Origin of the sequence: Fulvivirga maritima, from assembly GCF_021389955.1 — a bacterium.
Taxonomy (GTDB): domain Bacteria; phylum Bacteroidota; class Bacteroidia; order Cytophagales; family Cyclobacteriaceae; genus Fulvivirga; species Fulvivirga maritima.
In genome coordinates this window covers 3,201,429-3,227,490 of the sequence record NZ_CP089980.1, presented here as the reverse complement: position 1 = coordinate 3,227,490, position 26,062 = coordinate 3,201,429, and the positions used below count along the sequence as shown (strand labels likewise).

Below are 26,062 nucleotides of genomic sequence, written 5' to 3'. Positions count from 1 at the left end.
TTATAATCCAATATTTAACCTTACCGAATAACTGCGAGTGGCAGGTGTCTTAAGTCCTGTGTAACCATATATGTTACTGCCACTTCCGAAATAATTAGTCTCCGGATCATAACCCTTAACCGGCGTACTGAGAAAGACATTATAGGCTATGAAAGAAAGCCTGACAGAAGTAAGGTGTATATTCTGAAGCCAGGTTTTAGGGAAATTATAAGAAAGGCTAATATTCCTTATTCTAAACCACGAGGCATCTTCGAGCAGCACTTCTGCGGCATAATTATAGTTAGTAGTAGATCTGTAAAAGGCCGGATTAATCTCTGTAGGAGTAGTGTTAGTTTCATAACCAATCACCTCTCCATCTTCATTGGTCACCTCATTTACTCCATTAAAAACCACTTGTTCAAAGCGTCTTTCGGTCTCTTTAAGCTGTCCATTTCTCAGGCTATTCCTTCTACCCATATCAAGAACATCACCACCATGTTTCCATTCTAATAAAACAGAAAGCTCAAAGCCTTTGTATTTAAATGAATTGGTCATACCTGCTGACCAATCAGGCATGGCATTACCTGCCAGTCTCAGGGTATCCCAGTCAACTTCAGGATATCCTGTTTCTCCATTTACTATCAGCTGGCCGTTGGGTGATCTTCTATATACATAGCCATATAAATCTCCTACCTTGCCCCCTCGCACATATTTATTGGTAATACCAAAAGAGGAATATAGCTCAATCTCTTCTATCCCTTCGTCTATTTCTTCTACCCGGCCTCTTTGTTTGGTAAAGTTTAAGTTTACATCCCAGGCAAAGTCTCCACTAGTTACCGGCGTAGCTGATAAGTTAAGTTCAATACCCTCATTAGTCATAGAGCCTGCATTAGTAACATAACGAGAAGCTCCACTAGCATTACTAATGGGCACCGAAAGAATCATATCTGTAAGATCACTTTTGTAATAAGTGAAATTAAGACCTAGTCGGTTTTTAAGTAAGCGAAGATCTGTTCCTAACTCTAAAGTATTGGTAAATTCAGGCTTAAGAGATTCATCTCCTATTAAGGTAGATTGTCTAAAACCAAGAGCATCTCCGAAAGGAAAATTAGCTGCTTTCTCAAAATAAATACCGGTTTGGTAGGGTGAGGCATCTTTTCCTACCACTGCATAAGAACCTCTTAATTTAAGGTATGAAATATTGGATGGCATCATTATCATATCAGATACTACCCAGCTTAAACTGGCCGATGGAAAGAAGTATGAATTATTATCTTTGGGCAGTGTAGATGACCAGTCATTTCTACCTGTAACCGAAAGGAAAAGATAATTTTGATAACCTAAAGTAACTTCTCCATAAACTGCTGCATTTCTATATTTAGTATTATCGTTTCCTTGATAAAGGTTTATCGCATTATCCAAATTATAAAAACCTTCTAACGCCAGCCCCTCTCCTCTGGTAGTAAGGTAATCCTTCTCTCTTATATAAGTATACTGACCTACTACACTAGAAAAGCTAAACTTCTCTCCGAAATCATATTTCAGCTGAGCAAAAACATTGGAAGTCATGGCATAGCTATTATTACGCTGCTCCACCACAAAACCATCTACCTGAGAACCTTCATCGGTTTCATTACTTACTATTCTGGTACGTTCATCACTATAAATATCAGTACCTACCTTATAATTAAAGGAGATGTGTTCGTTTAACTCATATTTTAAGCCCAGCCCCACGATATACCTGTTAACATCATCAGTATATTCATTAGTATTTACCAGATAAAGCGGATGATCTATGATTCCTCCAAAAATATTATTGGCAAATGAATACGGCTCATCATAATGATTGATATCTGCCATAGGCGTTACGTATGATAGGTTACTAAGAATAGACTTATCTCCTACATGCGGCTTATGACCTCCGGTATTTGCATACATGAGGTTAGCTGTAGCCTCCAGCTTAGGAGCAATATTAATTTTGGTAGTCAGGTTAAAGTTAGTTTTCTCAAAATCCGTCTTAGGTATCACTCCTTCTTGATTTAGCCTATCAAATGAAAAGCGATAGTTGAAATTATCAGAAGCTCCCGCTATGCTACCTCCATAATTAGTTTCGGCTCCTGTTTTAAAAAAATCATCATAAATATCATGGGTATTATTATTTGCAGGGTCTACTGGTGCTCCCCAGCTATCCCATAAATATCCATCTCTCTTATTTGTAGAGGCGTAAGATCCGTCAATAAAACTTTGTTGTACTGTGGGCGTCTTATTTACGGTAGACCAGCCACTCCCGAAGTGAAGATCTATTTGTGGCGCTCCCTTCTTCCCTTTTTTAGTGGTGATGATTATAGCTCCATTAGCAGCTCTTATACCATAAAGCGCCGTTGCCTGCGCTCCTTTTAATATAGTAAGAGAAGCTATATCACTAGGGTTAATATCTACAGCCCTGTTAGCCACACTGGCTTGAGATGCTGAATTAGTGGCGTTAGAGCCCGAGCTTGGCAGGATAGAAGTAGCATCTACATCATCACTGATTTCCACTCCATCAATTACATAAAGTGGCCTGTTACTCCTATTAGGATCTAGCGAAGTCATACCTCTGATAATAATATCAGCACCTGAACCCGGCGCACCACTAGCGTTTCTGATAGTAACCCCAGCCACTCGCCCCTGGAGGGCATTAACAATATTGGTCTGACCACTTTTTTCTATGGTAGATTCATCTACCTGCTCCACAGCATACCCTAAAGCCCTCTTTTCTCTGGATATGTTTAGTGCCGTAACCACTACCTCATCAAGCTCGGTAACATCGGCTTTCATGATGTAGTTAATCACACTTCTTCCTTGTATAGGCACCTCTTGGGTTTTGTATCCTATAAAGGAAAAAATTAAAACTGATGCTTCGCTACCTACCTCTAATGCATAGGAACCATCAATATCAGTTACCGTACCTACAGAGCTGCCCTTTATTAAAACAGACACGCCCGGCAGCACTTCTCCCTCCTCCGTAGACACTTTGCCAGTAATGGTTTGGCCCATGCCATAAACACAGCAACCAAATAACATGACTAGCATGAGTAATAATTGAGTAAAATACTTCTTCATAGGCTGATTATTAGTTAGTTACCTCCTATTTATAGAAGTCATAGAAAAAATAAAAATAGTCAAATTATTTTTCTAATTTTAAGTAAATACCTAATAATCAGCGGATTAAAATTATCAATTAAGTCAAATCTTAGTCAGTAGATTTAAACATCTAGTGACTATATTTTGAAATACCATCATTTAGCACTATTATTCTTAACATTTACTTTATGTTTTGCTAATAATGATCCCAAATAGAATCAAATCCAAAATTGAAAAATCGGCTTTAATCAATGAACTCCCCGGAGTGCCCGCCAAAACTGAGGATTGGGAAAAACTAACTCGCACCATATTTGAAAGAATAGCGAGAAAAATCAATCAGGAAGTCACTAAAAATGTAATCGGATCACCTCACCTGATTAAAGACTACTTATTGTTTGGAGAAAATGAGTTTGAAAGCATCAAATTCAAGTATAGCATAAAGACTATGGACGAGTTTATCCACTTGCTGAAGATGATGAACCAGCAAAAGCCTTATGTCTGGATTAGTGGGAAAACATTACAAGGCTATTGGAATAACAGTAATGCTAAAGAGAGAAAGTTAAATGTGCTGCTAAGCTTTTTAAATATTGGCATAAATGATTGGGATTACTGGAAAAGCCCACAAGAAAACAACAGCGAAGCGACGCAGGAATATCATGACAAGAACAATAATGGAACCCGGTTTTTATTGCGAAAGCACTTTGTAGGTCATTATTTCAGGTATTATCAAAAGTCTGACCAGAGCCGTGTGCTGATAAAAACTCCTTTTGTAATAAAAGAAGACGCTAAACATATTGTAACCATAGCAACTAAAACCATTGGACATCAGTATGAAAGCTCCAACATGGTTATAAGAGATGGCGCGTTATATGTGGAATGTGAAAACCTGGACTGGAACGAGAAGGAAAACTATATTTTCAATATCGGATTTGAAACTAACCCCAAAATTATCAGTGGAGTTTCTAATACCTTAGACAGAAAAGGACATGCCATAGCCATTAAAAATTTACTGGTTAAGCAGGAAACTCCTTATGATTACAACAAGTGCGAAGGTATGGAAATACCTTTTGATCACCCCATGAACTTATCAGAGGAAGATGCACTTGTTCTAAATTTCATAAAAAACCGTGGTAATAATATTATCACTACCAGTTATATACACTCACTAGAAGAGTTAAGAGCAGATACTATGCTCAAACAAATTGTTTAAGAATGGCACTCAACTCATGCTTAGCCGTTAACCCGGCATGCTTCCATTGAATCTGTCCACTTTTAAACAATATGAATGTAGGTACGCCACTGATACCATAGGTAAAAGCCGCATGCTTATTATTATCTACGTTCACTCTTATTATACGAGCTTTCTCCCCCATTTCGGTCTTAAGCTCATTGAGTACGGGGTCCATGGTTCTACTGGAACCGTACAAGCTGGAAAAAAAGTCGACCAGCACTGGCTTATTGCCATTGATTAGTTCTTGAAATTTCGACATAAAAAAACCTATTAATTGATCACGTTCTATTCACATTAAACGTTTCAAAAGGAAAAAAAGCTACACTGCTTATCGATAAATAGAACTACTTAACCCAAAAATCTGCATTAGTCATCAAAATCAAGGGTCATCCGTTTGATCCTATCTTCTAACTTCTCTGATGATAATTTCTCCCTCATTCTATCTACCATAATAGGAAAAGCAAATGGAGTGGGCTTACTTAGCTCTGTAACTATAAGTTTTTGCTGATGAATCCTATCTAACGCCTTCCGCATTCTGGCTTCTTCTAACTGAAAATCCATTACTTCTTCATAGGCTTGTAAAAGCAGCAAATTATCTGCTTCATAATCATGAAAGACATCAAAGAATAATTGTGATGAAGATTGAAGGTGACGATCTTTTATCTGTTGACCAGGATACCCTTTAAACACCAGCCCTGATATAGAAGCAATATCTCTGAATCTCCTCCGGGCCATTTCCACACTATTCATACTACCCTGAATATCCTGATATAAGTTATCAGAGGTAAGCACATCTGTTTCCAAGGCTTCGTAAATCGGTATTTCTTTATCAGAAAGCAACTCAAAACCGTAATCATTCATGGCAATACTCAAAGTAATGGGGGTGATTTCAGAAATACGCTTGGCTAATAATGCGCCCATGCCTTCATGTACAAATCGCCCTTCAAAAGGATACATGAGCACATGATAGCCCTCTTTGGTTTTAAAATATTCTATCAAAAACTCATCTTTATCAGGCAGGTACGATCTTTTACGCTGCAAATCCATCAAAGGCATTAAAAAGCTAAGCTCAGGGTCTGCTTTTTTACCAGGCAGCGTTACCTCATGCAGCTTTTTTCTCAGCATGACTGACATTTGGCTAGACAGTGGCATTCGCCCGCCCATCCAAGAAGGTACCGCTTTAGCTTTTTTCTTAGTGTTTCGAACCTGCACTACCATTTCCTTAATGCGCACAAATTCCAAGTTTCGGCCAGCAAACCAAAATACATCTCCCGGCGAGAGCCTCGCTATAAACCACTCCTCAATAGTGCCAATATACTTACCTGTTATGTACTTCACTTTCAGCGAAGAATCGCTCACAATAGTACCTATAGAAAGCCGATGCCTCATGGCTATTCTTCGGTTAGTTACTTTATAAAGTCCATCTTCAATTTCCACTTTCCGATATTCATCATAAGCGGTAAGGGAGCTGCCGCCTGTGGTAATGAAACTGAGCAGCCAAAGCCACTCATCTCTATCAATACTATTATAACAGAAGGTTCCTTTTACTTCTTCAAAGATTTCTCTTTCATCAAAACCATCTGATACGGCCAAGGTCACCAAATATTGAATAAGCACATCAAATGAGCGAATAAAGGGAATGCGGTCTTCCACCAGACCTACTTGAATAGCTTTTCTCAGCGCTGCGGCCTCCACCAACTCTAAAGAATGAGTAGGCACGAAGTATATCTTACTCAGCGCCCCAGGTTGGTGGCCACTTCTACCAGCCCGCTGCATAAAACGTGCAACGCCTTTCGGGCTGCCGATCTGGATAATAGTTTCTACCGGGCGAAAGTCAACCCCTAAATCCAAACTGGAGGTACAAACTACAGCCTTAAGCTGTTCTTTATGCAAGGCATCTTCGACCCAATCTCGCAGTTCCCTACTTATAGAGCCATGATGCATCGCCATAATGCCTGCCAGCTCAGGAGCTCTATCTAGCAGCTTTTGATACCATATTTCGGCAAAAGAACGGGTATTAGTGAAAATAAGAGTGCTATTGCTGTTTTTTATAATTGGAATTACCTTATCTATTAAGTTTACACCCAGATGCCCGGCCCAAGGTAGCTTTTCCAATGTATCTGGCAATACCGATTCTACTTCAATGGCCTTTTTAATATCTGACCTTATAATTTTGCTTTTACCTTTTTCAAGCGAGGTTCCCAATAAAGTCTGCACGGCTTCATCCATATTACCTATGGTAGCTGAAATGCCCCATATTTTTAGCTTAGGACAAATACTCTTAAGCCTGGACAAGCCCAACTCCATCTGTACTCCTCTTTTAGAGCCCATCAGTTCATGCCACTCATCACAAACTACCGTTCTCAGGTTTTTGAAAAACTTAGCATAACCCTTCTGAGCGAGCATCAGTTGCAGGCTTTCCGGTGTGGTAATAAGAAACTCTGGTGGATTTTTCTTCATCTTTTGCCGGTCAGCGGGTGAAGTATCTCCCGTACGCAACGCTACCTGCCAGTCTACCCCCAGGCCTGTAACTGCTCGCTGAGCAGAATTGCTGATTTCTTTAGCCAGTGCTTTGATAGGGGTAATCCAGATGGCGCGTAGTCCATTTTTACCGACAGAGCTGGTAGCGCCTTCATTTTCACGAATGTATTCTAACAAAATGGGCATAACCAAAGAATAGGTTTTACCACTACCGGTAGGTGCATTTACCAGTCCGTTAAAGCCCTCCAAATATGCTTGCCAGCTTTCTAATTGAAATTGAAAAGGCTTCCACCCCTGGTCTTGAAACCATTTTTCTCCTATTGAAATTAATGTTTTTTCTCCTGCCATTATGTTCTATAACAAACGAATCAGCGTTTAGATACTTCGATTAACACCACCTTATAATTGAAGTTATATTTACTCAAATTTAAAGCATATTTCTGGGTTACTTTTCTTGCTAAACACTGATTATCATTAAGAGCTTTAATTAAAAATCAACCCACCTATAAATGAAACACTTAGTACTATTTATTATTATTTGCGCAAGCAGCCTTAACACATCTTTTGCGCAGCTTAATCCCATAAAAAGGTTCGATTACACCTTACTGGAAGGCCGTACCTTATGAGTGCCTAAGTTTGACCTTAGTGACAAAGCCATGAAAAGGCTCATTAAGAAAGATAAACTTAAAGAATACGAGAGACTCAGTCGCTCTGCCACCGAATTAACCAATCTATGGAGTAATGCCATGAAGCATTCTTCATACGATGCCACTGACTATGAGATCAAAAAGTTTAAGCCAAGAGAATTCCTAAAAGAAAAGCGTAAAGATGCCCTGGCTCTCATATTTATTGAAGAGAGAAAAGACGGCAGGGTTATTAATATATCCGCTCAAATCTGGTCTGCATACCCTAAAAAGCGCCCCATAGCAAGCACAGTTATTAACGACTTAGATATAACAGATGAAAATGATCTGATCTTAATCATCAACATGCTTAACAACTCTCTGGAAGGTGCCCTAGAGATGGAGCAGTCTGGTGACAAGTCTTTCAAAGCGATGAAAAGCAAGTATAAATCGAACTATGTAAAAGTGTATGAAACCCTGTCTGAGAAAACTTTTCTGGTACCAGAGTATAAAGATGAGAAAAAGGCCGACAAAAGAAATGCAGAGTTGAAAGAAGCCATACAAGGCTGGTCTTTATGCGATATAAAAATGGTAAGCGAAGCTGAGATTAATGAGAAGCGAAGAGAAAATTCTACTGATTATATTTATTGGAAAAATATTCCTTATTACACGGGTACGCCGATAGTCTACAATGTTAATATGATTATCAGTACAGATTCAGATGTTGTACTATTCGTATTTATGGGTAAAAAGAGATTAAAAGCCTCTAACCTTGAAGAAGCTCAAAAAAAGATGCTAAAATCATACGAAAGTATAAAGAGGATTTATAATTGATCTTTTAATAAGAGAAAAGGAAACTCTAATAGATAGGGTTCCCTTCTTTGTTTTAGCTCGATCGCAATGTAATTGCGACCAAATCATAATTAATTTAGCTGCCTCATTCCGGCTTATTATCTAAAATAGTTTCGATTTTATCCATTACTTCAGTGGTCAGTTTACTGGTAGCATCAACTGCTTTCAGATTTTCTTCTAGCTGGCTGGTTTTAGAAGCTCCTAGTATTACTGTGCTCACGTTATCATTTTTCATGCACCAGGCTAATGCCAGTAGAGGCATGCTTAAGTCAAGCTCTTGAGCTAGAGCAGTGAGTTTACGCACTTTTTCCAGCTTTTCTTCTACTAAAGTACTGTCTTTTAACCAACCCAAACTTTCGAATTTAAAGCGGGTATCTTCAGGAGAATCATTATTGTATTTACCTGTAAGCAATCCTGAGGCTAAAGGAGACCAAACTGTGGTGCCTAAACCTACGGTGTCATAAATTCCGGAAAATTCACTTTCCACCTTATCTCGCACCATCATATTATACTGAGGCTGCTCCATAGTAGGGCCAATAAGGTTATATTGTCTGGCCACCATATGTGCTTCCATTATTTCCTGCGCACTCCACTCTGAAGTTCCCCAATAAAGCACTTTACCTTGTTGGATAAGGTTATGCATAGCCCAAACGGTTTCTTCAATGGGCGTATCTTTATCGGGTCGGTGACAAAAGTATAAGTCAAGATAATCTACCTTCAGTCTTTTAAGTGCTTGATGACATGCCTCCGTAACATGCTTTCTGTTAAGACCTTTCTGCGTAGGCTTAAGATTGCCTTTACCTTCATCTGCACCAAAAAACACTTTACTGGAAACTGAGTAGCTATCTCTTCTCCATCCCATCTTTTTAAGGATGTCTCCCATTACTTCCTCTGATTTACCGCCCGCATATGCTTCGGCATTATCAAAGAAATTAACTCCTGCATCATAAGCTATTTTCATAAGATCTTCGGCGGTATTATCACCGATCTGTTTTCCAAAAGTAAGCCATGAGCCTAACGAAAGGCGACTTACCTGCAATCCTGATTTTCCTAATCTCTTATATTCCATATTTTAAATTGATTAATCTCTTTTATTTTCATCCATATACTTCCAGCAACTGGTGTAATTCTTCTAAGGTATTGGCCTCCTCTTTAGGTTTATCATGCCTCCACCTTTTTATACGTGGAAATCTCAGAGCCACCCCAGATTTATGACGGCTAGATTTATTAATTCCCTCAAAGGCTATTTCAAACACCAGCTCAGGCGTTACACTACGCACAGGCCCAAATCTATCAATGGTATTTTTCTTCACAAAACGGTCTACTTGGCCTATTTCCTTATCAGTAAGGCCAGAATAGGCTTTAGTGAAGGGCACCAGCTGCTCACCATCCCAAACGGCGAAGGTATAGTCAGTATACAAATTGGCCCTTCTTCCACTGCCCCGCATAGCGTAGATCATCACCGCATCTATAGTTAAAGGATCAACTTTCCACTTCCACCAATCGCCCTTTTTTCTGCCATCTTTATAGGTGGAATCTTTGCGTTTTAGCATAATTCCCTCACTAAAAAACTCACGACTTCTATCTCGCTCAGCAGCCAGCTGCGGCCATTCATTAAAAGTCACAAGATCAGAAAGGTGTAACACCGGATCATTCACTGCACTAACTAATGACTCCAGCTGCGCACGTCGTTTTTCCAAAGGCCACTGTCTAATATCTTCGCCTTGCCACTCCAATACATCGTATGCTTTAAATATCACAGGTGATTTTTGTAATACGCCTTTAGTCAAATTTTTACGTCCAATGCGGGTTTGCAGCAGATTAAAAGGTAAAGGTTGTCCGTTTTTATAAGGTAGAATTTCACCATCTAAAACGGTACCATCCAGCAGCTTTTCTTTTAAAGCTTCGTATTCAGGATACTTATCTGTAACCAGTTCCTCTCCTCTGGACCATACGTACAGTTCTCCTTCCCTCACTATAATTTGTCCACGAATGCCATCCCACTTCCTCTCTGCGAACCATAGACTTGTATCTCCCAGAGACTCCGTTTCATCTTCTAAGGCATAAGCCAAATAAAAAGGATAAGGCCTTGAATTATCTTCATTAGCATCTTCAGAAAGTATTAAATCCTGAAAAGTGGTGGTCTCTGGTGTCCAATTACCCATAAGCCTATGTGCCAAGCTGCTCTCATCAATACCCGTATATTTCGCCAAAGCACGAACCATCAGCTTCTGAGAAACACCCATTCTGAAGCCGCCCGTGATCAATTTATTAAACACAAAGCGCTCGGTAGTATCTAATGACAGCAAGGCGCTTTTGAGCTGAGCCTTCTTCTCATCTTCTTCCAAGCCTCCTAATGCCTGTATGTATTCAATCCAATAAGTAAGTGAATAATCCGTACGACTCTCTGGGCTGGGCAATATCAAAGCGATGGTTTCTGCAAGATCTCCAGCTACATGGTAACTCTCTTCAAACAACCAATAGGGCAATCCGCTAAACTCAGCGGCCCATTGTTTTATATAGTTTCTATTGACCGTTCGTTTGGGCCTGCGATGAGAAAGCAAGGCTATAGTCCATAGTTTATCTTTATCAGTGGCCTTTTGAAAATATTCCTTTAGGGCATCTACCTTTACCAACGTTTTGGTAGTTTGGTCCAGCCGGGTAAATAATTCAGTAAAATATTTCATCAGCTCTCCTCCTCTTCTTTTACTGTGGATTCACCTATCTCGGTGAGTTCTCCTTCATATTGCGTTTCTACTGTCGCCGATTCTATGCCTTGCTCATTGAGCCATTGGCTGAAGATATTGGTATAGCCATGGGTAACAAATACCCTTTTCCGCCTCTGTAGCTTTTACAGCAGTATTAAGCTCATCCCAATCAGCATGATCTGAGAGCACAAAGCCACGGTCTACCGCTCTTCTTCTTCGGGCACCGCGCAGGCTCATCCAGCCAGAGGCTACTCCTACACTGTAAGGCATAAACTTTTTCATCCAGGGAGAACCTATAGCCGAAGGAGTGGCCACCACTATATTGCCTTTGAAATTTTCTTTTGGAATATCTTGGGTTACCCTTACTGTAGACTTCAAATCTACTCCCTGATTACGAATGACTTCATTAACATTTTCTACCGCTCCATGGGTATACACAGTGCCTATACTATGATCCAGATTTTGAATAATTCGCTGAGCTTTACCCAGGGCATAACCTGTGAGCACAGTTACCTTCCCGTTTTCCTGATTTGTTCGCCACCAGCTATTAATTTCTTCAAATTCATCTTTTTGAGATTTCCACTTGTAGATAGGTAAGCCAAAAGTAGATTCTGTAATAAAGGTGTGACATTTTACTGGTTCAAAAGTCTCCGTGAGCCCATCAGCAGCCACTTTATAATCACCAGATGCTACCCATACTTCTCCCTTATACTCCACCCTGATTTGAGCAGATCCTATAATATGCCCGGCAGGGTGGAAAGAAAACTTCACTCCATTGATGATTTTCACCTCACCAAACTTTACAGTTTCCACATTAATATCCTGCCCTAAGCGGTATTTGATTACCGGAATAGCTGCTTCTGTACAGAGGTAATACTTATGTCCCCGGCGGCTATGATCTGCATGCCCATGCGTAATTAGTGCCCTATCAACAGGCCTCCACGGATCTATGTAAATATCTGCCTGCGGACAGTAAATCCCTCTTTCAGTGAATTGTAGTAACATTACCAATAGAACAGGTGAGATGGATGAATGTTGGGGAATTAGGTGTTAGTGGTTGCTATGGAGTCGTCAATGATTTAAAACTACAATCAGAGTCACTCTCAGCCTGCAGAAAGTCTATCCTGCGAGTGCCTCAGGATAACTTTGTGGGGTGTACCGTACTAGACAAGTCAATGTGTAATTGATTAGATTAGGCTCAGGTCTAGACTCAATCTAATTGAGATCAACACTAAATAATAAAGAGAAATAATTAAAATTGATTACATACTACTGGGATTCTTCATATTGGTCCATATTCTTAAAATATTTACCACTCTATCATCGTAAGTATAAAATATGGTTGTGTGAGGTGAATGCTGGTATTCCTTTGTTCCTGGCTTTCTTAAGGAATCCTTCTGCTGATGCGGTGCTCTACATATTTTCTCCAAACAGTCTTCAAGCCTGACAAAGAATCTTTTGATCTCCCTTTGAGTCCATTTCCTTTCTAAATAATTAATGATTTCATCGAGTCCTTCACTGGCTTCTTCAGTCCAAACAATTTCTAAAGCCATTTCTCATATTTCTTCCTTACCTGATCATGCGAAATAACCTTACCTTCCTGAACTTGATTTAAAGACCTATCCAACGATGCCGACAGAGCGGATTCCTGCTCTAGAAAAATCTCAATCTTTCTCAACTCATTTTCATCACACTTCATCAACCTCTCTATCAAATGATATTTTCTAGCTTCTATATTCATAACTGCAAAATAACGATTATTTATCATTTTTCCCTGCCAATTTAAATGATTGGTATACACATAACTATCTAAAATATTCGTTCTAATTGCTCACTCATATGGAGCATCTACTTGGCTATTTTACAAACACCATTTCTGGCTAGTAATGGTATTTATTTTATTTAACTCTGCCTTTTATGTAATCATAAATGATCGACTCGAACATACTCCACCTTCCAATCATCAATAGCTTGTAACTCCAATCCAACAAACCAAAACTACAATCAGAGTCACTCTCAGCCTGCAGAAAGTCTATCCTTCGAGTGCCTCAGGATGATTTTGTGGGGTGTACCGTACTAGACAAGTCTATTTGTAAATATTTGTAATGGATTGGATTAGGCTCAGGTATAGACTCAATCTAATTGAGTTGAAGGGTTATTAAAGAGTTTTGTGACTACAAACTATTTATTATTATTCTCTTTATTCGATCTATTAAATATCCAATAATAACAAAGCCGATACTACTAACTGGAAAGCTATTTATTGCACCGAAAATCAGCTGTCCATCATTCCGATAATCCAATACCAAGGCCCAGTAAATATAAAAACCTAAAGGATGTAGAATGAAATAGATAATAGTCATTAACAAATAAATCAATCTCTTATGCACGGCTTTTCCTCTTTTCAACTCATACCTCTCTATAATCAAAAAGCCGGTTATTACCAGAGCTAGTCCAACTGATAGAATAATAATTACTCCTTTGCTAACATTACTATATGGATCAGGATCCACGAACATAGCCACTAACTTTTCAGCCAGAATTCTTGGTAATACAGAAATAATTGGAATAACATATGTTAACGTCAGTAGTAAACTTCCTACAGTAAAGATCAGTCCAACTTTGGTTCCTTTATGCTTATCAAAAAAATTGAGCTGCTTTGCTGTATTGTGCATGTGGGTGAAGATAGTAATTTTATAGAGCTAATAGTGATCTATTCATTGAGTATGCACTCTCAGCCTGCAGAAAGTCCATCCTTCGAGTGCCTACCAATGACGTAATACACTACCAATGACGTAATACACTAAATAGGTATTTGTTCAAGCTCATAACCTAATTCTTTAGCTGTTTTTACTAGCCATCTTTCCCTATGGAGCTGCATTTTTTCTTCATATGCTTTGATGCCCCGTTCTGTGTAATCAAGCCCTTTTACCATAAGCCGCCAGTAGAGTACGGCCAGTTTTCGGGCGGTAGCTTTAGTGGCTATGCCTGGACCTCTTTTGCTTTTCAATCTACGCCCAAAAGCTCCCAGTGCTATCTTTTTGCTTTCTATTAAACTTTGGGCTATTTGTCTGAATATTTGTCCTGCCTTTGGCCTGTACTTTCTGTTTCTGGTTTTATTTTTCTTGCCAGACTGGTGTTGACCTGGAGATAATCCTAGCCATGAAGTGAAGTGTTTCTCGCTGGGCCACTTACAAAGTTCCATGCCTATTTCAGAATACAATTGTAGCCAGGTATAATCGGTAATACCCGGTAAACACGTAGCATCTTTGCCTGAAAAGATTTTGAGCAGGTGTCCTCCTAAGTGGTCTATATCAGGTTTATTATGTCTAACAGGTTTTCGATCTTTGACAGAATCTATTTCATTTTTGCTTTCCATATCTGAATCGTAGTTATTGAACCGCTTCATGACTTCTTCCAGTTTTTGGTCACATGCCAGTATTTGTTGTTTATAAAATTTGTAACCACCGTATGCCTGTCCCAAAGCAAATAACCCTGACTCGGTATAATAGCCTGAAAGTGCCTTGATGACTTGAGAGGCTTTCTTTTCTCTAATACTGCTATGGCACAGGGATAAGAGCTTTTGGGCATCACGTTCCCCTGCCAGGATGGCTTCTATGATCGCCAGACCACTGGCGCCATATATCTGACTGAGCACTTCTTTGAGCCGGATGTTCATCTCTATTAGCGCCTTTTGCATGTGGTTTACATGCATAGAGGCTGTTCTGAGATGATCTTCTCGCAACCGCTGGTAAGCACGAACTTCCTTCACTTGAGCATCGGGAACAAAACAGCGATTCAATAAGCCATGACTATGAAGTTGCTGAATCCATTGACAGTCCTTTACATCAGTCTTTCGACCTGGTACTTGTCTTGTCTGGCGCCCATCTACTAACCAGACATCTAAACCTGCTGATTCTAGGATCTCATAAAGGATGATCCAGTAAACGCCGGTGGCTTCCATGGCCACTGTCTCGATCCCCTCTGATAATAAATAACACGATGCCTCTTTAAAACTTTCAGTGAAAGTCTCAAAAACACGAACATCCTTGTTTTCCACGGATACGAAAATGTGCTTGGCTCCTATATCTATGCCTGCAGCATTTGCTCTCATCTTTTTCATGACTAATATTCTAAAAGTTAAACAAAGACCTGTAGGATGAAATATTGTACACGACAGACTACCAATCGGACATTCCTATAAAAACAAGGAAGTACCATACTTTGTGACTCCTTTCTATCCAACCATGCTCAGGGACAGGCAAATTGCACTATGCCAGGTTCGGCTATATTGTACAGGCCACTTCTATTCTTAACGTCATTTCTTTTTGTGCGGTTGAAACAAATGTTAGGTCTCAGGATGACTTTGAGGGGTGTACTCTATTAGTCAAGTCTCTTGGTAAATATTTGTAATGGATTGGAATCTTTGGTATCAGAACGTCTATAGAATTACACTCGAACTATATTAAATTCTATCAATCATACTTCCCCATCAAACCAAAGTCAAAGGGAGTCCATAGACAGGCTTTGAGGCCGCTATTTTTAAAGGCAGTATTTACCCAACTATTGCATGTATTAAAGCAGGTATAACTTCCTTCTGCCTTATAAAAATCATCAATCGGGGTGTATCCCTTATTGGGTAATATTTGCTTATTTCCTGCTTTATCTCTCTTGAATGCTGCCAGCAAATAGGTATTCAGTTTTTGTAATTCGCTATCAGTTACTTTTATCTCTACCCAATCTGACTGCTTTTGTTTATAACGAGTAACATGTAGCAGGGTGCTACTTTTCAAAAACATAGCTTTAAAGGCATTGCTAAAGGTTAAATCTCCCCAGGTTGGCGTGTTGATATAAAAATTTTCATCACCCCAACCAAACGACAGGTAGTTTTCTTTTTTATAATACCTGAGGTCTTTCAACACCATGGCATTTACATCCTCTTTAGACAAAATAACATCTAAATGCACTCCATTAGTACTTAGGTAAATAGTACGCTTCGTGTTTTCCGATTGACCACCACTATTAACAGTTGTTAAAGTAAGGACCAAAGCAATTATAAGGTAAGCTACAGGAATTAAAAGCAAGCACAAAAAACCTTTGAAAGCTCTCCTTAATAACTTCATCTTATTGGATTTTAATTTTGGAGTGAAAATCAATTCACAGATTGAAGCTGGATAACGTAATTAAAGCCAATATAAAAGCCCAGAAGAGCAAAGCCGGGAGTGTTAGCTCATCTCTGTCTGCTTCCCTCCCAGGGGCTAGCCCCTGGGAGGGAATTTTTTATTTTTTGGTTTGACTGGTTTTTAGTTCCAGTTCCAATCTTCCCTCAAATCTAATGGCTAATTGCTGCACCGTCAAACCCCAATTCCGCAAAGGTGAAGTCCATTTTTTCTCAATACGTCTGCAAACTAAGTAAACTAATTTCATCAAGGCCATATCACTGGTAAATGCTCCCTTACTCTTGGTAACTTTTCTTACTTGTCTATGAAAGCCCTCCACTGGATTTGTAGTGTATATTAACTTTCTTATGGGTTTACTGTAATCGAAATAAGTGCTAAGTAGTTCCCAGTTATCATTCCAAGATCGTATCACCACAGGATATTTCTTTCCCCATTTTTCTTCCAGTTCTAATAAAGCAGTCTCTGCCTGATCTTTTGTGTCTGCTTGATAAACTAATTTAAGATCTTGTATAAACACTTTCTGTTCTTTACTGGCTACATATTTCAAGCTATTTCGAATCTGATGAACTACACAAAGTTGAACATCTGTTTGTGGGTAGATGGAGTGTATCGCTTCACTAAAACCTTTCAAGTTATCAGTGCAGGCTATCAAAATATCTTTCAAGCCTCTATTTTGTAGCTCAGTAAGTATCTGAAGCCAAAAATTAGCTCCTTCGCTTTCTGATAGGTACATGCCCAATATCTCCTTGTTGCCCTGCTTATTGATCCCTAAAATATTATAAAGGGCTTTATGCTTCACCTTACCTTCATCTCGCACCTTGAAATGCATGGCATCTAGCCAAACAATACAATAGACCGATTCTAATGGCCTATTTTGCCACTCCTTTACTTTAGGGATCACTCGGTCTGTGATATCACTTAACACCTCTGTTGATATATTTGTGTCATACATCTCCTTGATGTGCTCTTGAATATCTCTCAAACTATTACCTAGCCCATACATGGCTATTATTTGCTTCTCAAGATTGTCTGCCAGTATACGCTGGCGTTTCTCTACTATTCTTGGCTCAAAGCTGCTATGACGATCTTGAGGAGTATTTATCTCAACGTCTCCTAAACTACTCTTAACTGTTTTCTGGCCTTTGCCATTGCGCTTATTGCCATGAGAGCGTCCTTTTTCTTCACTGGATAGGTGATCCTCCATTTCTGCTTCCAGAGCTTCTTCTAAGAACTCCTTCAACATGGGGCTGAAAGCCCCATCCTTACCAAATAGAGATTCTCCTTTTAAAAATTGTTTAAGTGCTTTTTCCTTTAATTCTTCTTTCTCTTGTTTGTTCATTGCTCTTTAGTCTAAACATTATTTCTTTATATCCAAAGTTTAGACAGAGATGAATTGACAGTCTCGCAAAGCCTAACCATAAAAGTAAAATTAGTATTTTTACAAATCTGCTCATTATTAAGGGGTTGAAGAACTACTTCAAAATAAGGTTTACTATTATTCACAAAAATTGTATTCTCTCACTATTCTCTTGATGTCTTTATATTTATACTCCTTGTTCAGGATCTTTTGAGCCACCTTATCACAATCTGAAAGATAAGCTGAAAAATCTCGCTTAAAACGACCTTTCTTCACTAATGTATATTCACTGTCCCCTGACCTTTTTACGTAAAAACTTTCTATTGAACTAGCATACATCCCCGTGTTGCCTACCTGTGAATACTCACGCTTTGTCAAAGAATACAGACTCATCTTCCTGCCCGTATATTGACAATGATAAAAATTAGTGCCATCAGAAAAAAACTTATATATAGAGTAGGAGAATCCCTTAATATCATCTGGTCGATATTTTATCACCTCTCCATCTAATGAAACAAAAAGAACAATCTCAGATAATTTATATTCGTGTTTTATCTTTATCAACCCTTTAATCTTTACTGAATCATTGTCAACAATATACCCTTCTCTGTAATAATACTTGTTTTTTAAATTTAAATACTCTTCAGACTCCTGCTGGGTGTATCCTACATTAATTAAGGTGAATAAAAAAATTAATGTTAAAATTGATTTCATAATTAAAAACTACAGACTTATATATTGATATATGGGATGGCAAATTAACGTGCTTTACCTAAAGCAGAGCTATCTTATTGAGCAAAATATTGAGGCACCAGCTTCATTAATTTCTGTATCGTGTCCTCCACAGGCAAGTCACTTCTGCCGCCAGCCGCATTGGCATGTCCTCCACCATCAAAATGCTCCGCTGCCAGTACATTTACATGATCTTCGCCTTTTGACCTAAATGAAATTTTCATCATACCATCACGTTCGGTAAAAACTATAGCCACTCTCATACCTCTTATAGAAAGTACCTGATTGGCCAAGCCATCTGTATCTCCTTTTTGATAGCCGAACCTATTTAACTCTTCTTTCGCTAACCCGATTATTCCCACTTTGAAATCATCCATAATCAAAAGCTTTTCGCTCATAGCATAGCCTTGCAGTCGCATACGGCTCAGGGTGTTATTATCATTAAGCAGCTCATGAATAAGATTATGTTTTACACCAGCATTTAATAATTTGGCCAAAATCTCATGGGTCCGCGGCGTAACGGAAGAAAACCTGAAACCTCCGGTATCGGTCATAATACCTAAATAAAGAGGGATGCCTATCTGCTCATCTAACAGCAATTCATGGCCTGATTGCAGAATAAGTTCAGCTATCAACTCAGCAGTGGAAGATGCCTTAGTTTCAGACACCATTATATCTGCAAAGTTATCGGGATCAAGGTGATGATCTATCATAATCTTCTCTGCTTCAGACTGCTCCAGCAAAACTTGCATCTCCTCGCCCACCCGGTCTGTAGCATTATAATCAAGGCTAAAGATTAAATCGGCCTTTTTAAATAGATCAGTTATTTTTTCAGGCGCATCTGTCATAAAAAGTATGGCAGAAGTATCCAGCCAATATAAAAACTCAGGAGCAGGATCAGGGTGACATACCGTGGCATTTTTCCCCAGCTTCTCAATAAAATTAAGTAGGCCTAATGATGCGCCAATAGAATCTCCATCTGGTGACTTATGTGCAGTGATTACAATATTAGAAGCCGACTTTATTTTTTCTTCAATCTCTTTATATATACTCATTAGATATGCTATGCTTTCTTTTAAGGCATCGAAGTTACCCATTTTTAAATGGAAAATACGAATGAAAAAACCCTCTCATCAATTTATAATGCTTTTAACATAAAAGACACTATTAAATTATGTTAAAACATAGAGCATGTTCACAGTAAACAAATAGTTTTGTATCTTATTGAAATCATAAGACGTATCCTTTTTATAAAGGATTGATATCAATTCAAAATCAACATCATAAAACAAAACCAAAAATTATTGACTATGAAAAAATTAGCAATAATATGCATGGGCATATTTTTAATAGCTACTAGTTGTAATCAACCCAAAAAGGGAGAAGAAAGCAGCGCTTCTGAAGAAACAGAAGCTACCAGTGCTGAGGGCGGATTCTCAATAGTAGAAACATCTGCCGAAGTGAAATTTACAGCATACAAAACTACAGACAAAGTACCTGTAGGAGGAACATTCAAAACCATAAACTTCACTAAAACCAATAGCGGAGCTACTCCTTTAGAAGCGCTTGATGGCACAGAGTTTAGTATACCTGTAAAAAGTCTTAATACTAATGATGCTACCGGCACCAGAGATCCTAAAATAGTATCTTTCTTTTTTGGAGTAATGACTGACACAGAAAACATCACCGGTACTTTTAAATTAGGAGAAGATAAAGAAAGTGCTTCTGTAGACATTACTTTAAATGGCCAAACAGCTAACATTCCTTTAACTTATGAAGTAACTTCAGAAACTTACTATACTTTCAAAGGGGTTATGAATCTGGAAGATTGGGATGCTCTTGACGCTGTAGCTTCTATCAACAAAGCATGTGAAGCACTACACACTGGACCTGACGGAGTAAGCAAAACCTGGAGTGAAGTAGGCTTAGAAGCTGAAGTTTCTTTCAAAAAGAATTAAGAAACAATCATATATAAAATAGAAAAGCCCGGAGGTCGAATCCCGGGCTTTCTTTATTTAGCACCATAGCAGATCAACTTCACAAAACAACCACACTGCCATGGCAACCATCCAACATATGAAGTTTATTGTTTGATAAACTGAGCGCTCATTACAAGCTTCACATTATCAGAAACTACCACATTACCCGCTTCTGTAACCGCGCTCCATGATAATTTATAGTCTTTTCTATTAATAGCTCCTGTTACTTCAAAACCCGCTTTAGTTTGTCCGTAAGGGTCTACTGCTACACCATTAAAATCTACATCTAACACTATCTCTTTAGTTACGTCTCTAATAGTAAGGTCTCCTACTAGTTTAGATCCATCAAAAGATTTTGATTTGAAAGTAATTTTAGGGAATTCAGATGCATTGAAAAAGTCATCTGATTTTAAGTGCCCATCTCTATCTTGGTTATTAGTATTGATTGAATCTACATCTATAGCAAACTCAACATCAGCATTAGTGAACTGATCATCTTCTGCCTCTACTGCTCCTTCAAATTTCTCGAAATAACCAGTTACGGTAGAAATCATCATGTGTTTTACTTTAAAACTAACTTCTGAGTGAGTAGGGTCTAATACCCATTTTGTTTTTACTTGAGCTTCCATTTTTACAGGTGTTTTATAATTGTTTTTAATTTCATTGTTTGAACATTAATAACTAACGACAGCCCCTCTAAAGAGTTTCAATGTTTAAACATTATTTTTGATAAATTTTTTTATTTGTCTCAAAATCGCTATTTAAAGTAGAAACAGGTGGAAAATCAAATGGTTTATTTTTATTGATTCCTTGAAAATATATTCCACCTAGTTTTAAAAAGAAAAAAGCCGGGAGGTTAGCCCGGCTTTACAATGATGCCATTCAACGGTTTTTATTTAATAATAATGGGTATTAATCGATTAATAAAGATATTCTAACGCTATTCTATCATAGTTAGAAAAGTTTCCGCTTTCATTAGCACTGAAACATGAAAGCATAATAGAGTTGTAATCTACGTTAGGCTGAGAAGGTGTTCCTGGGATATGAACAGCTCCGTAAGAAGAACCACCTTCATTACCACCTGATCCACAGCTGATAGACCTGTTAAACCAGTCTGTGTGACGTAAACCTACGCAATGACCTAATTCATGAGTCATAACGTGCTCAACAACACTCACACCATAACTAGCTGTTCCTGGGTAAACATTCACATACTGGTAAGGATCTCCACCTGAAGGGAAACCAGCAACACCACCGGCTCCACTACCGTAACTTTGAACAGCTATGTCCCAGCTAGAAGTACTATTTGTTCTTTGCATAGTAAATCCTAAGTTCAGGGCATTATAGTTAGCAATTGCTCTGTCAAGCCCTTGGCTCATTGTACTATTTAGTTGATAACCTAATACTCTGATAGTACGAGGAGTAGATACCAGATTGTAAGTTCTATACTGCTCGCCTTTTGGTCCTTCTACTATTATAGGATCAGACATTTCTTCCAAAGCTTCAGGAGTGATGATCATATCACCTTCTACCAGGTAATTACCATCAACTAATTCAATACCATCAGTATTGAAATGTAAATCCTTAAATCTTTGAATAACTGCAGCAGAAATTTCTTCACTGCCATCTAGTTGGGGATTGGCTTCTGTGGGCTCTTCCTCGCAAGAAGTAAACATAAAAGCACTACTTAAAAGACATACCGATAATATCCAGTTTTTAGACTGTTAAATCTCATAAAATTTGGGTTTAGGTTGAATCGCAGCATCGCTGCAGCCGCAAGGTAGGCACAGATTATCTTCAAAAAAAATTACTGTATCATAAAAACATCATTCATGTACTATATTGACATTTATTAAAATTTTGAAGCCGTTTTATTTCCTAATATTATGCCTACACCTAAACCCTAAATATCTTATTCAGTATGCCACCAATTGTATACAAAAATTTGCTATGCTTTTACCTTTATATCATGCTACCCATTACCGCTTTTTGTCAGCAACCTGACTCTGGAAAATGGGAAATGTATGTGAATAAATACGCATCCAAAAAAACATCCTCACTCAATAAAAAGGCCGAAAATTCATCCACTAAAGGCTATTTCCTTATACATTATAAAGAGACACAAAAAGATGAGTTATTAAAAAATAACCGTACTCAATTAATCAGGCAGTTAGATAATAGCACAGCTATATTCTATTCTGATAATATTAAAATGAACAGTAATCTGCCATTATGTGTACCTGCCAACAATAAATGGAAATATCCATATGATTTCACCCAACCTACGGGAGCACTTCCTAAATATTTTTCAGTAAAGGTTAGAGATTTTGAACTATGTAAGAAAATATGGAGTAATGATAAAAATATTGAAATAATAACAACATATAAGCAAACTAATACCTTCATCCTATCATTCAACCTTTCAATAGCCAAAGAATATTTCTTGGATAACGATCAAATAACTTTCATATCACCAACAAAACCATATCCTACAGAAGAAACTTCTGTGTTTGATCTTAATCTCAGCGTAAATAAAATCAACTATCTCCATCATAATTACCCGTCAATAAACGGAGATAATATTAATATTTCCATTAAAGAACAGGCCATAGATGATAATGATCTTGATATAAAAGGTCGATTAATGAACTCCATTGATGCCTCTAGCAGTACGCACGCTAATGAAATGGCCACTATAGCTGCAGGCGCCGGCAACACAGCCCCTAATAACAAAGGGGTAGCCTGGGGTAGTCTTATCTACTCTTCAAGCTACCTTAATGTTTTCCCTGATGAGACCTCCTTTTTCGCCAATAATGATATTTACCTGCAAAACCATTCATACGGTACCTCAACAGAAAATTTCTACGGCTCGCATGCAGAAGCCTATGATCAGTTTAGCCAAGACCACCCTAATATACTGCATGTATTTTCAGCTGGTAATAACGGCACCGTTAATGATACTATTTATACCTACCGGGGCACTTCAGGATATGCGAATCTTACTGGTAATTTTAAAATGGCCAAAAATACAATTACTGTAGGCTCTATTGACACCCTTCTACATCATGATCCATACGTATCTAAAGGGCCAGCTTATGATGGACGCATCAAACCTGAAATAGCTGCCTACAGCACCAGTGGTTCATCCTCTAGCGCTGCTCTGGTTTCTGGCATACTTGCCACCATGCAACAGTATTACAAAGAAATGCATCAAACCCAGCCGCCGGCCACGCTTTTAAAAGGCATTCTGCTTAACAGCGCTGATGATGCCGGACCAAAAGGCATAGACTTTCTCACTGGTTATGGCAGCGCGAATGCAAAACGTGCTATTGAAGCACTGCAAAATCAACAATTTATTACAGGTTCCATTTCTTCATCAGCAGAACAAGTTTATAGTCTGGAAATACCGGAGAACGTAAAAAACTTAAAAATTATGCTAATCTGGAATGATCCACCAGCTACTGTGAATGCTAACACTGCCCTGGTTAATGATCTGGACCTTTCACTTCGCCATGATGGTAGCAGCTGGCTACCATGGGTTCTTAACAGCTACCCTCACAACGACTCATTAGCTCAACTACCTCAAAGAAAAGCAGACCATCTTAATAATATAGAACAAATTACCATATCCAACCCTTCTACGGGCAACTATGATATACAGATAAATAGCAATGCTTTTTCCGGCAATCAGGATTTTTACATCATTTATCAGTGGGATGAAGAAGATCAATTCACCTGGACAGCCCCTACAGGAAGTGATAACATGCCGATGCAAAATGCTCCCAATAATTATTTCAGATGGGAAACCACTTTTGAGAATGAAAATGCTACACTGGAAATAACTCTAGACAACGGCAACAGCTGGCAGGTAATAAGTAATGAAGTAGACCTGAACACCGGCCTCTTCACCTGGCAACCGCCCCAGACATTTACTATGGCCCAAGCACGAATGACTATAAATGGCAGCCATTATTATTCTGACTATTTTACTATTTCACGGCCACTAACCTCCAATATTGGCTTTAACTGCGCTGACTCAGTGATGATAGTATGGGAAAGTTTGCCAGAAGCCAAGAGATATGCTATTTATTCTCCTGAAGGCAATTACATGTCTCCTATCACTTACACCAGTGATTCCTCTATAATTCTTAATCAAAACCAGATTACAGACTATCAACTCAGCGTGGCTCCTATGCTGAATGACACACTCACTGGCGTTAGACGCACTACATTTGATTACCGTATACAGGGAGTAGACTGCTACATTGCCAATTTTCTTGCCTATGAAGATCAGGATGCTGAAAATGTATATCTGAATTTAAACCTCGGCACTACTTATCAGGTAGATAAAGTGATTTTCCAAAGACAGGAACAGGATCATTTCGTAGATATTGCTGAGATTGTTCCCATCTCCACTAATATTCCCTACATGGATGTTAATCCCCAGCAAGGGCTCAATCATTATCAGGCCAAGGTCATCTTAAATTCAGGACATGAGATTATGAGCGAAATAGTTCAGGTTCATTTTCTTACAGAAAGAGAGGTGCTCCTATTTCCTAATCCAGCTAAAAACAACACTAACATAAGTGTATTCACTAAGAACTTCCCAGAAGACAATGTGACCTTTGACTTATTTACCACCCAAGGGCAGCATATATTAAGCAAATCATTACTTTCAGAAAGGAATGTGATCACCCTGGAGGGGCTTCAACAAGGAATATACATATACACTGTAAGTGGCAGTAACATGCATTACAGAGCCAGGCTGGTTATTTACTAGCCTGTTCCTCCTTGGGCTTACCTAAAGCTCCAAAGGTTTTTGTGGTCAATAAAATTATGTTTACACATAAATAAATGGCCATTAAATGTAAGGCATTGGTATTATCAATAAAACGAAGAAAATATTGAATAATGAGAAACAAAGGCAGAAAGAAATCAGGGCTTCTCTCTATACCATCTACCAGCTGAGTAGAAAGCAACCTGCCTACGTAAAGCACACCATAGGTTAATATGACGAATAAAGCAGCTATATCATTATTTAACAAAACATTGATCACGGCCACTATTACAAATAAGCCTACAAACAGCCACATGCCATAAGTAATCTGAGGTATGCGGCCAATATTTACTACCGTTCCCATCACATTACCAATGATAAGCATAATGCTAAGCACTTCTATAAGTGATACAGAAAAACCAGGTGAATTAATAAATTGATGAACAGAAGGCACTGTAGATAATAAAAGAATGAATACCGCTAAAACCTTGATTTCCATAAAACCCACTTTGCTATACACTAACATATTGGTTTTATACTGTTCATAATATTTCACCATATTTCTAATACAAAGCGCCACCATTAATATTATGAAAATCAAAGGCTGCTGTATGGTAAACAAGTTATAAAAGATCATAAGCAGTGCTCCTTGATTGAACAATTCAAAGAAGTGATCCATAAACTCACCCAAAGGAGATGATTTATCGAAATGACGAGCTACTGCGCCATCTACCTTATCACCCAAAGTCTGAAAAGCGATGAGCACAGCAATGACTATCAAGGTATATGGAGTGTCTAATACTTTAAAGAATGAAAGCCAGAGTGCCACATAAACCGCCAAATGTCCTACTCCGGAAATAATATTGGGGTTAATCTTTGCCCCAACTAGTTTGGCTATTGGCCTAGCCATAATCTTTTCTATAGCAGGAGTCAAAAAGGAGTTTCCTATGGTTCTATATTCGTACACGTTCATAGCTACAAATAAAGTAAAAACCTATCAACATTAGCCAAAACTACCATCTCAATACTTAGCCGCTAAG

The 26,062-nt window shown here is 38.5% G+C and carries 21 protein-coding genes; 4 read left to right on the top strand and 17 right to left on the bottom strand.

Features of this window, described 5'->3' with window-relative positions; genetic code table 11:
• The gene (locus LVD15_RS13905) at positions 1–3,081 is read right to left on the bottom strand and encodes a SusC/RagA family TonB-linked outer membrane protein (RefSeq protein WP_233775830.1); all 3,081 of its coding nucleotides are present in this window, start codon (positions 3,079–3,081) and stop codon (positions 1–3) included.
• Between the two features lie 223 nt (positions 3,082–3,304).
• Between LVD15_RS13905 and LVD15_RS13900 the strand changes: the two genes are divergently transcribed.
• Positions 3,305–4,312, top strand: coding sequence for a hypothetical protein (locus LVD15_RS13900; RefSeq protein WP_233775829.1), 1,008 nt, complete (start codon positions 3,305–3,307; stop codon positions 4,310–4,312).
• Here LVD15_RS13900 and LVD15_RS13895 read toward each other — a convergent pair.
• Positions 4,296–4,592, bottom strand: a complete 297-nt coding sequence (locus LVD15_RS13895; protein WP_233775828.1) for a thioredoxin family protein — start codon at positions 4,590–4,592, stop codon at positions 4,296–4,298. The two genes, LVD15_RS13900 and LVD15_RS13895, sit on opposite strands and share 17 nt — an antisense overlap.
• A gap of 107 nt (positions 4,593–4,699) precedes the next feature.
• Positions 4,700–7,162 carry a ligase-associated DNA damage response DEXH box helicase gene (locus tag LVD15_RS13890; protein WP_233775827.1) on the bottom strand — a complete coding sequence of 821 codons (2,463 nt, stop codon included), beginning with the start codon at positions 7,160–7,162 and terminating at the stop codon, positions 4,700–4,702.
• A gap of 308 nt (positions 7,163–7,470) precedes the next feature.
• On the opposite strand from LVD15_RS13890, the gene LVD15_RS13885 reads away from it, so the two are divergent.
• On the top strand, positions 7,471–8,271 hold the full coding sequence (locus LVD15_RS13885; protein ID WP_233775826.1) for a hypothetical protein: 801 nt from the start codon (positions 7,471–7,473) through the stop codon (positions 8,269–8,271).
• 103 nt (positions 8,272–8,374) lie between these two features.
• On the opposite strand, the gene LVD15_RS13880 is transcribed toward LVD15_RS13885, so the two are convergent.
• From LVD15_RS13880 to LVD15_RS13830, 11 genes are all read right to left on the bottom strand, one after another.
• Complete coding sequence (locus LVD15_RS13880) at positions 8,375–9,358, bottom strand: potassium channel beta subunit family protein (protein WP_233775825.1); 984 nt, start codon at positions 9,356–9,358, stop codon at positions 8,375–8,377.
• Between the two features lie 28 nt (positions 9,359–9,386).
• The gene (locus LVD15_RS13875) at positions 9,387–10,976 is read right to left on the bottom strand and encodes an ATP-dependent DNA ligase (protein ID WP_233775824.1); all 1,590 of its coding nucleotides are present in this window, start codon (positions 10,974–10,976) and stop codon (positions 9,387–9,389) included.
• A gap of 93 nt (positions 10,977–11,069) precedes the next feature.
• On the bottom strand, positions 11,070–12,002 hold the full coding sequence (locus LVD15_RS13870; protein ID WP_306416716.1) for a ligase-associated DNA damage response exonuclease: 933 nt from the start codon (positions 12,000–12,002) through the stop codon (positions 11,070–11,072).
• 257 nt (positions 12,003–12,259) lie between these two features.
• Positions 12,260–12,550, bottom strand: coding sequence for a type II toxin-antitoxin system RelE/ParE family toxin (locus LVD15_RS13865; protein ID WP_233775823.1), 291 nt, complete (start codon positions 12,548–12,550; stop codon positions 12,260–12,262).
• The gene (locus LVD15_RS13860; protein ID WP_233775822.1) at positions 12,541–12,738 is read right to left on the bottom strand and encodes a hypothetical protein; all 198 of its coding nucleotides are present in this window, start codon (positions 12,736–12,738) and stop codon (positions 12,541–12,543) included. Before LVD15_RS13860 ends, LVD15_RS13865 begins: the two co-directional genes overlap by 10 nt.
• A 433-nt stretch (positions 12,739–13,171) precedes the next feature.
• Positions 13,172–13,672: a hypothetical protein gene (locus LVD15_RS13855; protein WP_233775821.1), complete on the bottom strand. Its 501-nt coding sequence runs from the start codon at positions 13,670–13,672 to the stop codon at positions 13,172–13,174.
• 128 nt (positions 13,673–13,800) lie between these two features.
• Positions 13,801–15,120, bottom strand: a complete 1,320-nt coding sequence (locus tag LVD15_RS13850; protein ID WP_233775820.1) for an IS110 family RNA-guided transposase — start codon at positions 15,118–15,120, stop codon at positions 13,801–13,803.
• Positions 15,121–15,472: 352 nt separating this feature from the next.
• A complete protein-coding gene (locus tag LVD15_RS13845) occupies positions 15,473–16,120 on the bottom strand; it encodes a TIGR02117 family protein (RefSeq protein ID WP_233775819.1) in 648 nt (215 codons plus the stop codon).
• Between the two features lie 157 nt (positions 16,121–16,277).
• A complete protein-coding gene (locus LVD15_RS13840; RefSeq protein ID WP_233775818.1) occupies positions 16,278–17,516 on the bottom strand; it encodes an IS256 family transposase in 1,239 nt (412 codons plus the stop codon).
• A 156-nt stretch (positions 17,517–17,672) separates the two neighbouring features.
• Positions 17,673–18,248: a hypothetical protein gene (locus LVD15_RS13835; RefSeq protein WP_233775817.1), complete on the bottom strand. Its 576-nt coding sequence runs from the start codon at positions 18,246–18,248 to the stop codon at positions 17,673–17,675.
• A 74-nt stretch (positions 18,249–18,322) separates the two neighbouring features.
• A complete protein-coding gene (locus tag LVD15_RS13830; RefSeq protein ID WP_233775816.1) occupies positions 18,323–19,363 on the bottom strand; it encodes a DHH family phosphoesterase in 1,041 nt (346 codons plus the stop codon).
• A 213-nt stretch (positions 19,364–19,576) separates the two neighbouring features.
• Between LVD15_RS13830 and LVD15_RS13825 the strand changes: the two genes are divergently transcribed.
• On the top strand, positions 19,577–20,224 hold the full coding sequence (locus tag LVD15_RS13825; RefSeq protein WP_233775815.1) for a YceI family protein: 648 nt from the start codon (positions 19,577–19,579) through the stop codon (positions 20,222–20,224).
• Between the two features lie 125 nt (positions 20,225–20,349).
• On the opposite strand, the gene LVD15_RS13820 is transcribed toward LVD15_RS13825, so the two are convergent.
• Positions 20,350–20,874 carry a YceI family protein gene (locus LVD15_RS13820; RefSeq protein WP_233775814.1) on the bottom strand — a complete coding sequence of 175 codons (525 nt, stop codon included), beginning with the start codon at positions 20,872–20,874 and terminating at the stop codon, positions 20,350–20,352.
• 291 nt (positions 20,875–21,165) lie between these two features.
• The gene (locus LVD15_RS13815; protein WP_305038962.1) at positions 21,166–21,921 is read right to left on the bottom strand and encodes a M57 family metalloprotease; all 756 of its coding nucleotides are present in this window, start codon (positions 21,919–21,921) and stop codon (positions 21,166–21,168) included.
• A 293-nt stretch (positions 21,922–22,214) separates the two neighbouring features.
• On the opposite strand from LVD15_RS13815, the gene LVD15_RS13810 reads away from it, so the two are divergent.
• Positions 22,215–25,025, top strand: a complete 2,811-nt coding sequence (locus tag LVD15_RS13810) for a S8 family peptidase (protein WP_233775813.1) — start codon at positions 22,215–22,217, stop codon at positions 25,023–25,025.
• Here LVD15_RS13810 and LVD15_RS13805 read toward each other — a convergent pair.
• Positions 25,015–25,995 (bottom strand): CDP-alcohol phosphatidyltransferase family protein, encoded by a 981-nt coding sequence (locus LVD15_RS13805; protein ID WP_233775812.1) that lies wholly within the window; start codon positions 25,993–25,995, stop codon positions 25,015–25,017. The two genes, LVD15_RS13810 and LVD15_RS13805, sit on opposite strands and share 11 nt — an antisense overlap.
• Between the last annotated feature and the right edge of the window lie 67 nt (positions 25,996–26,062).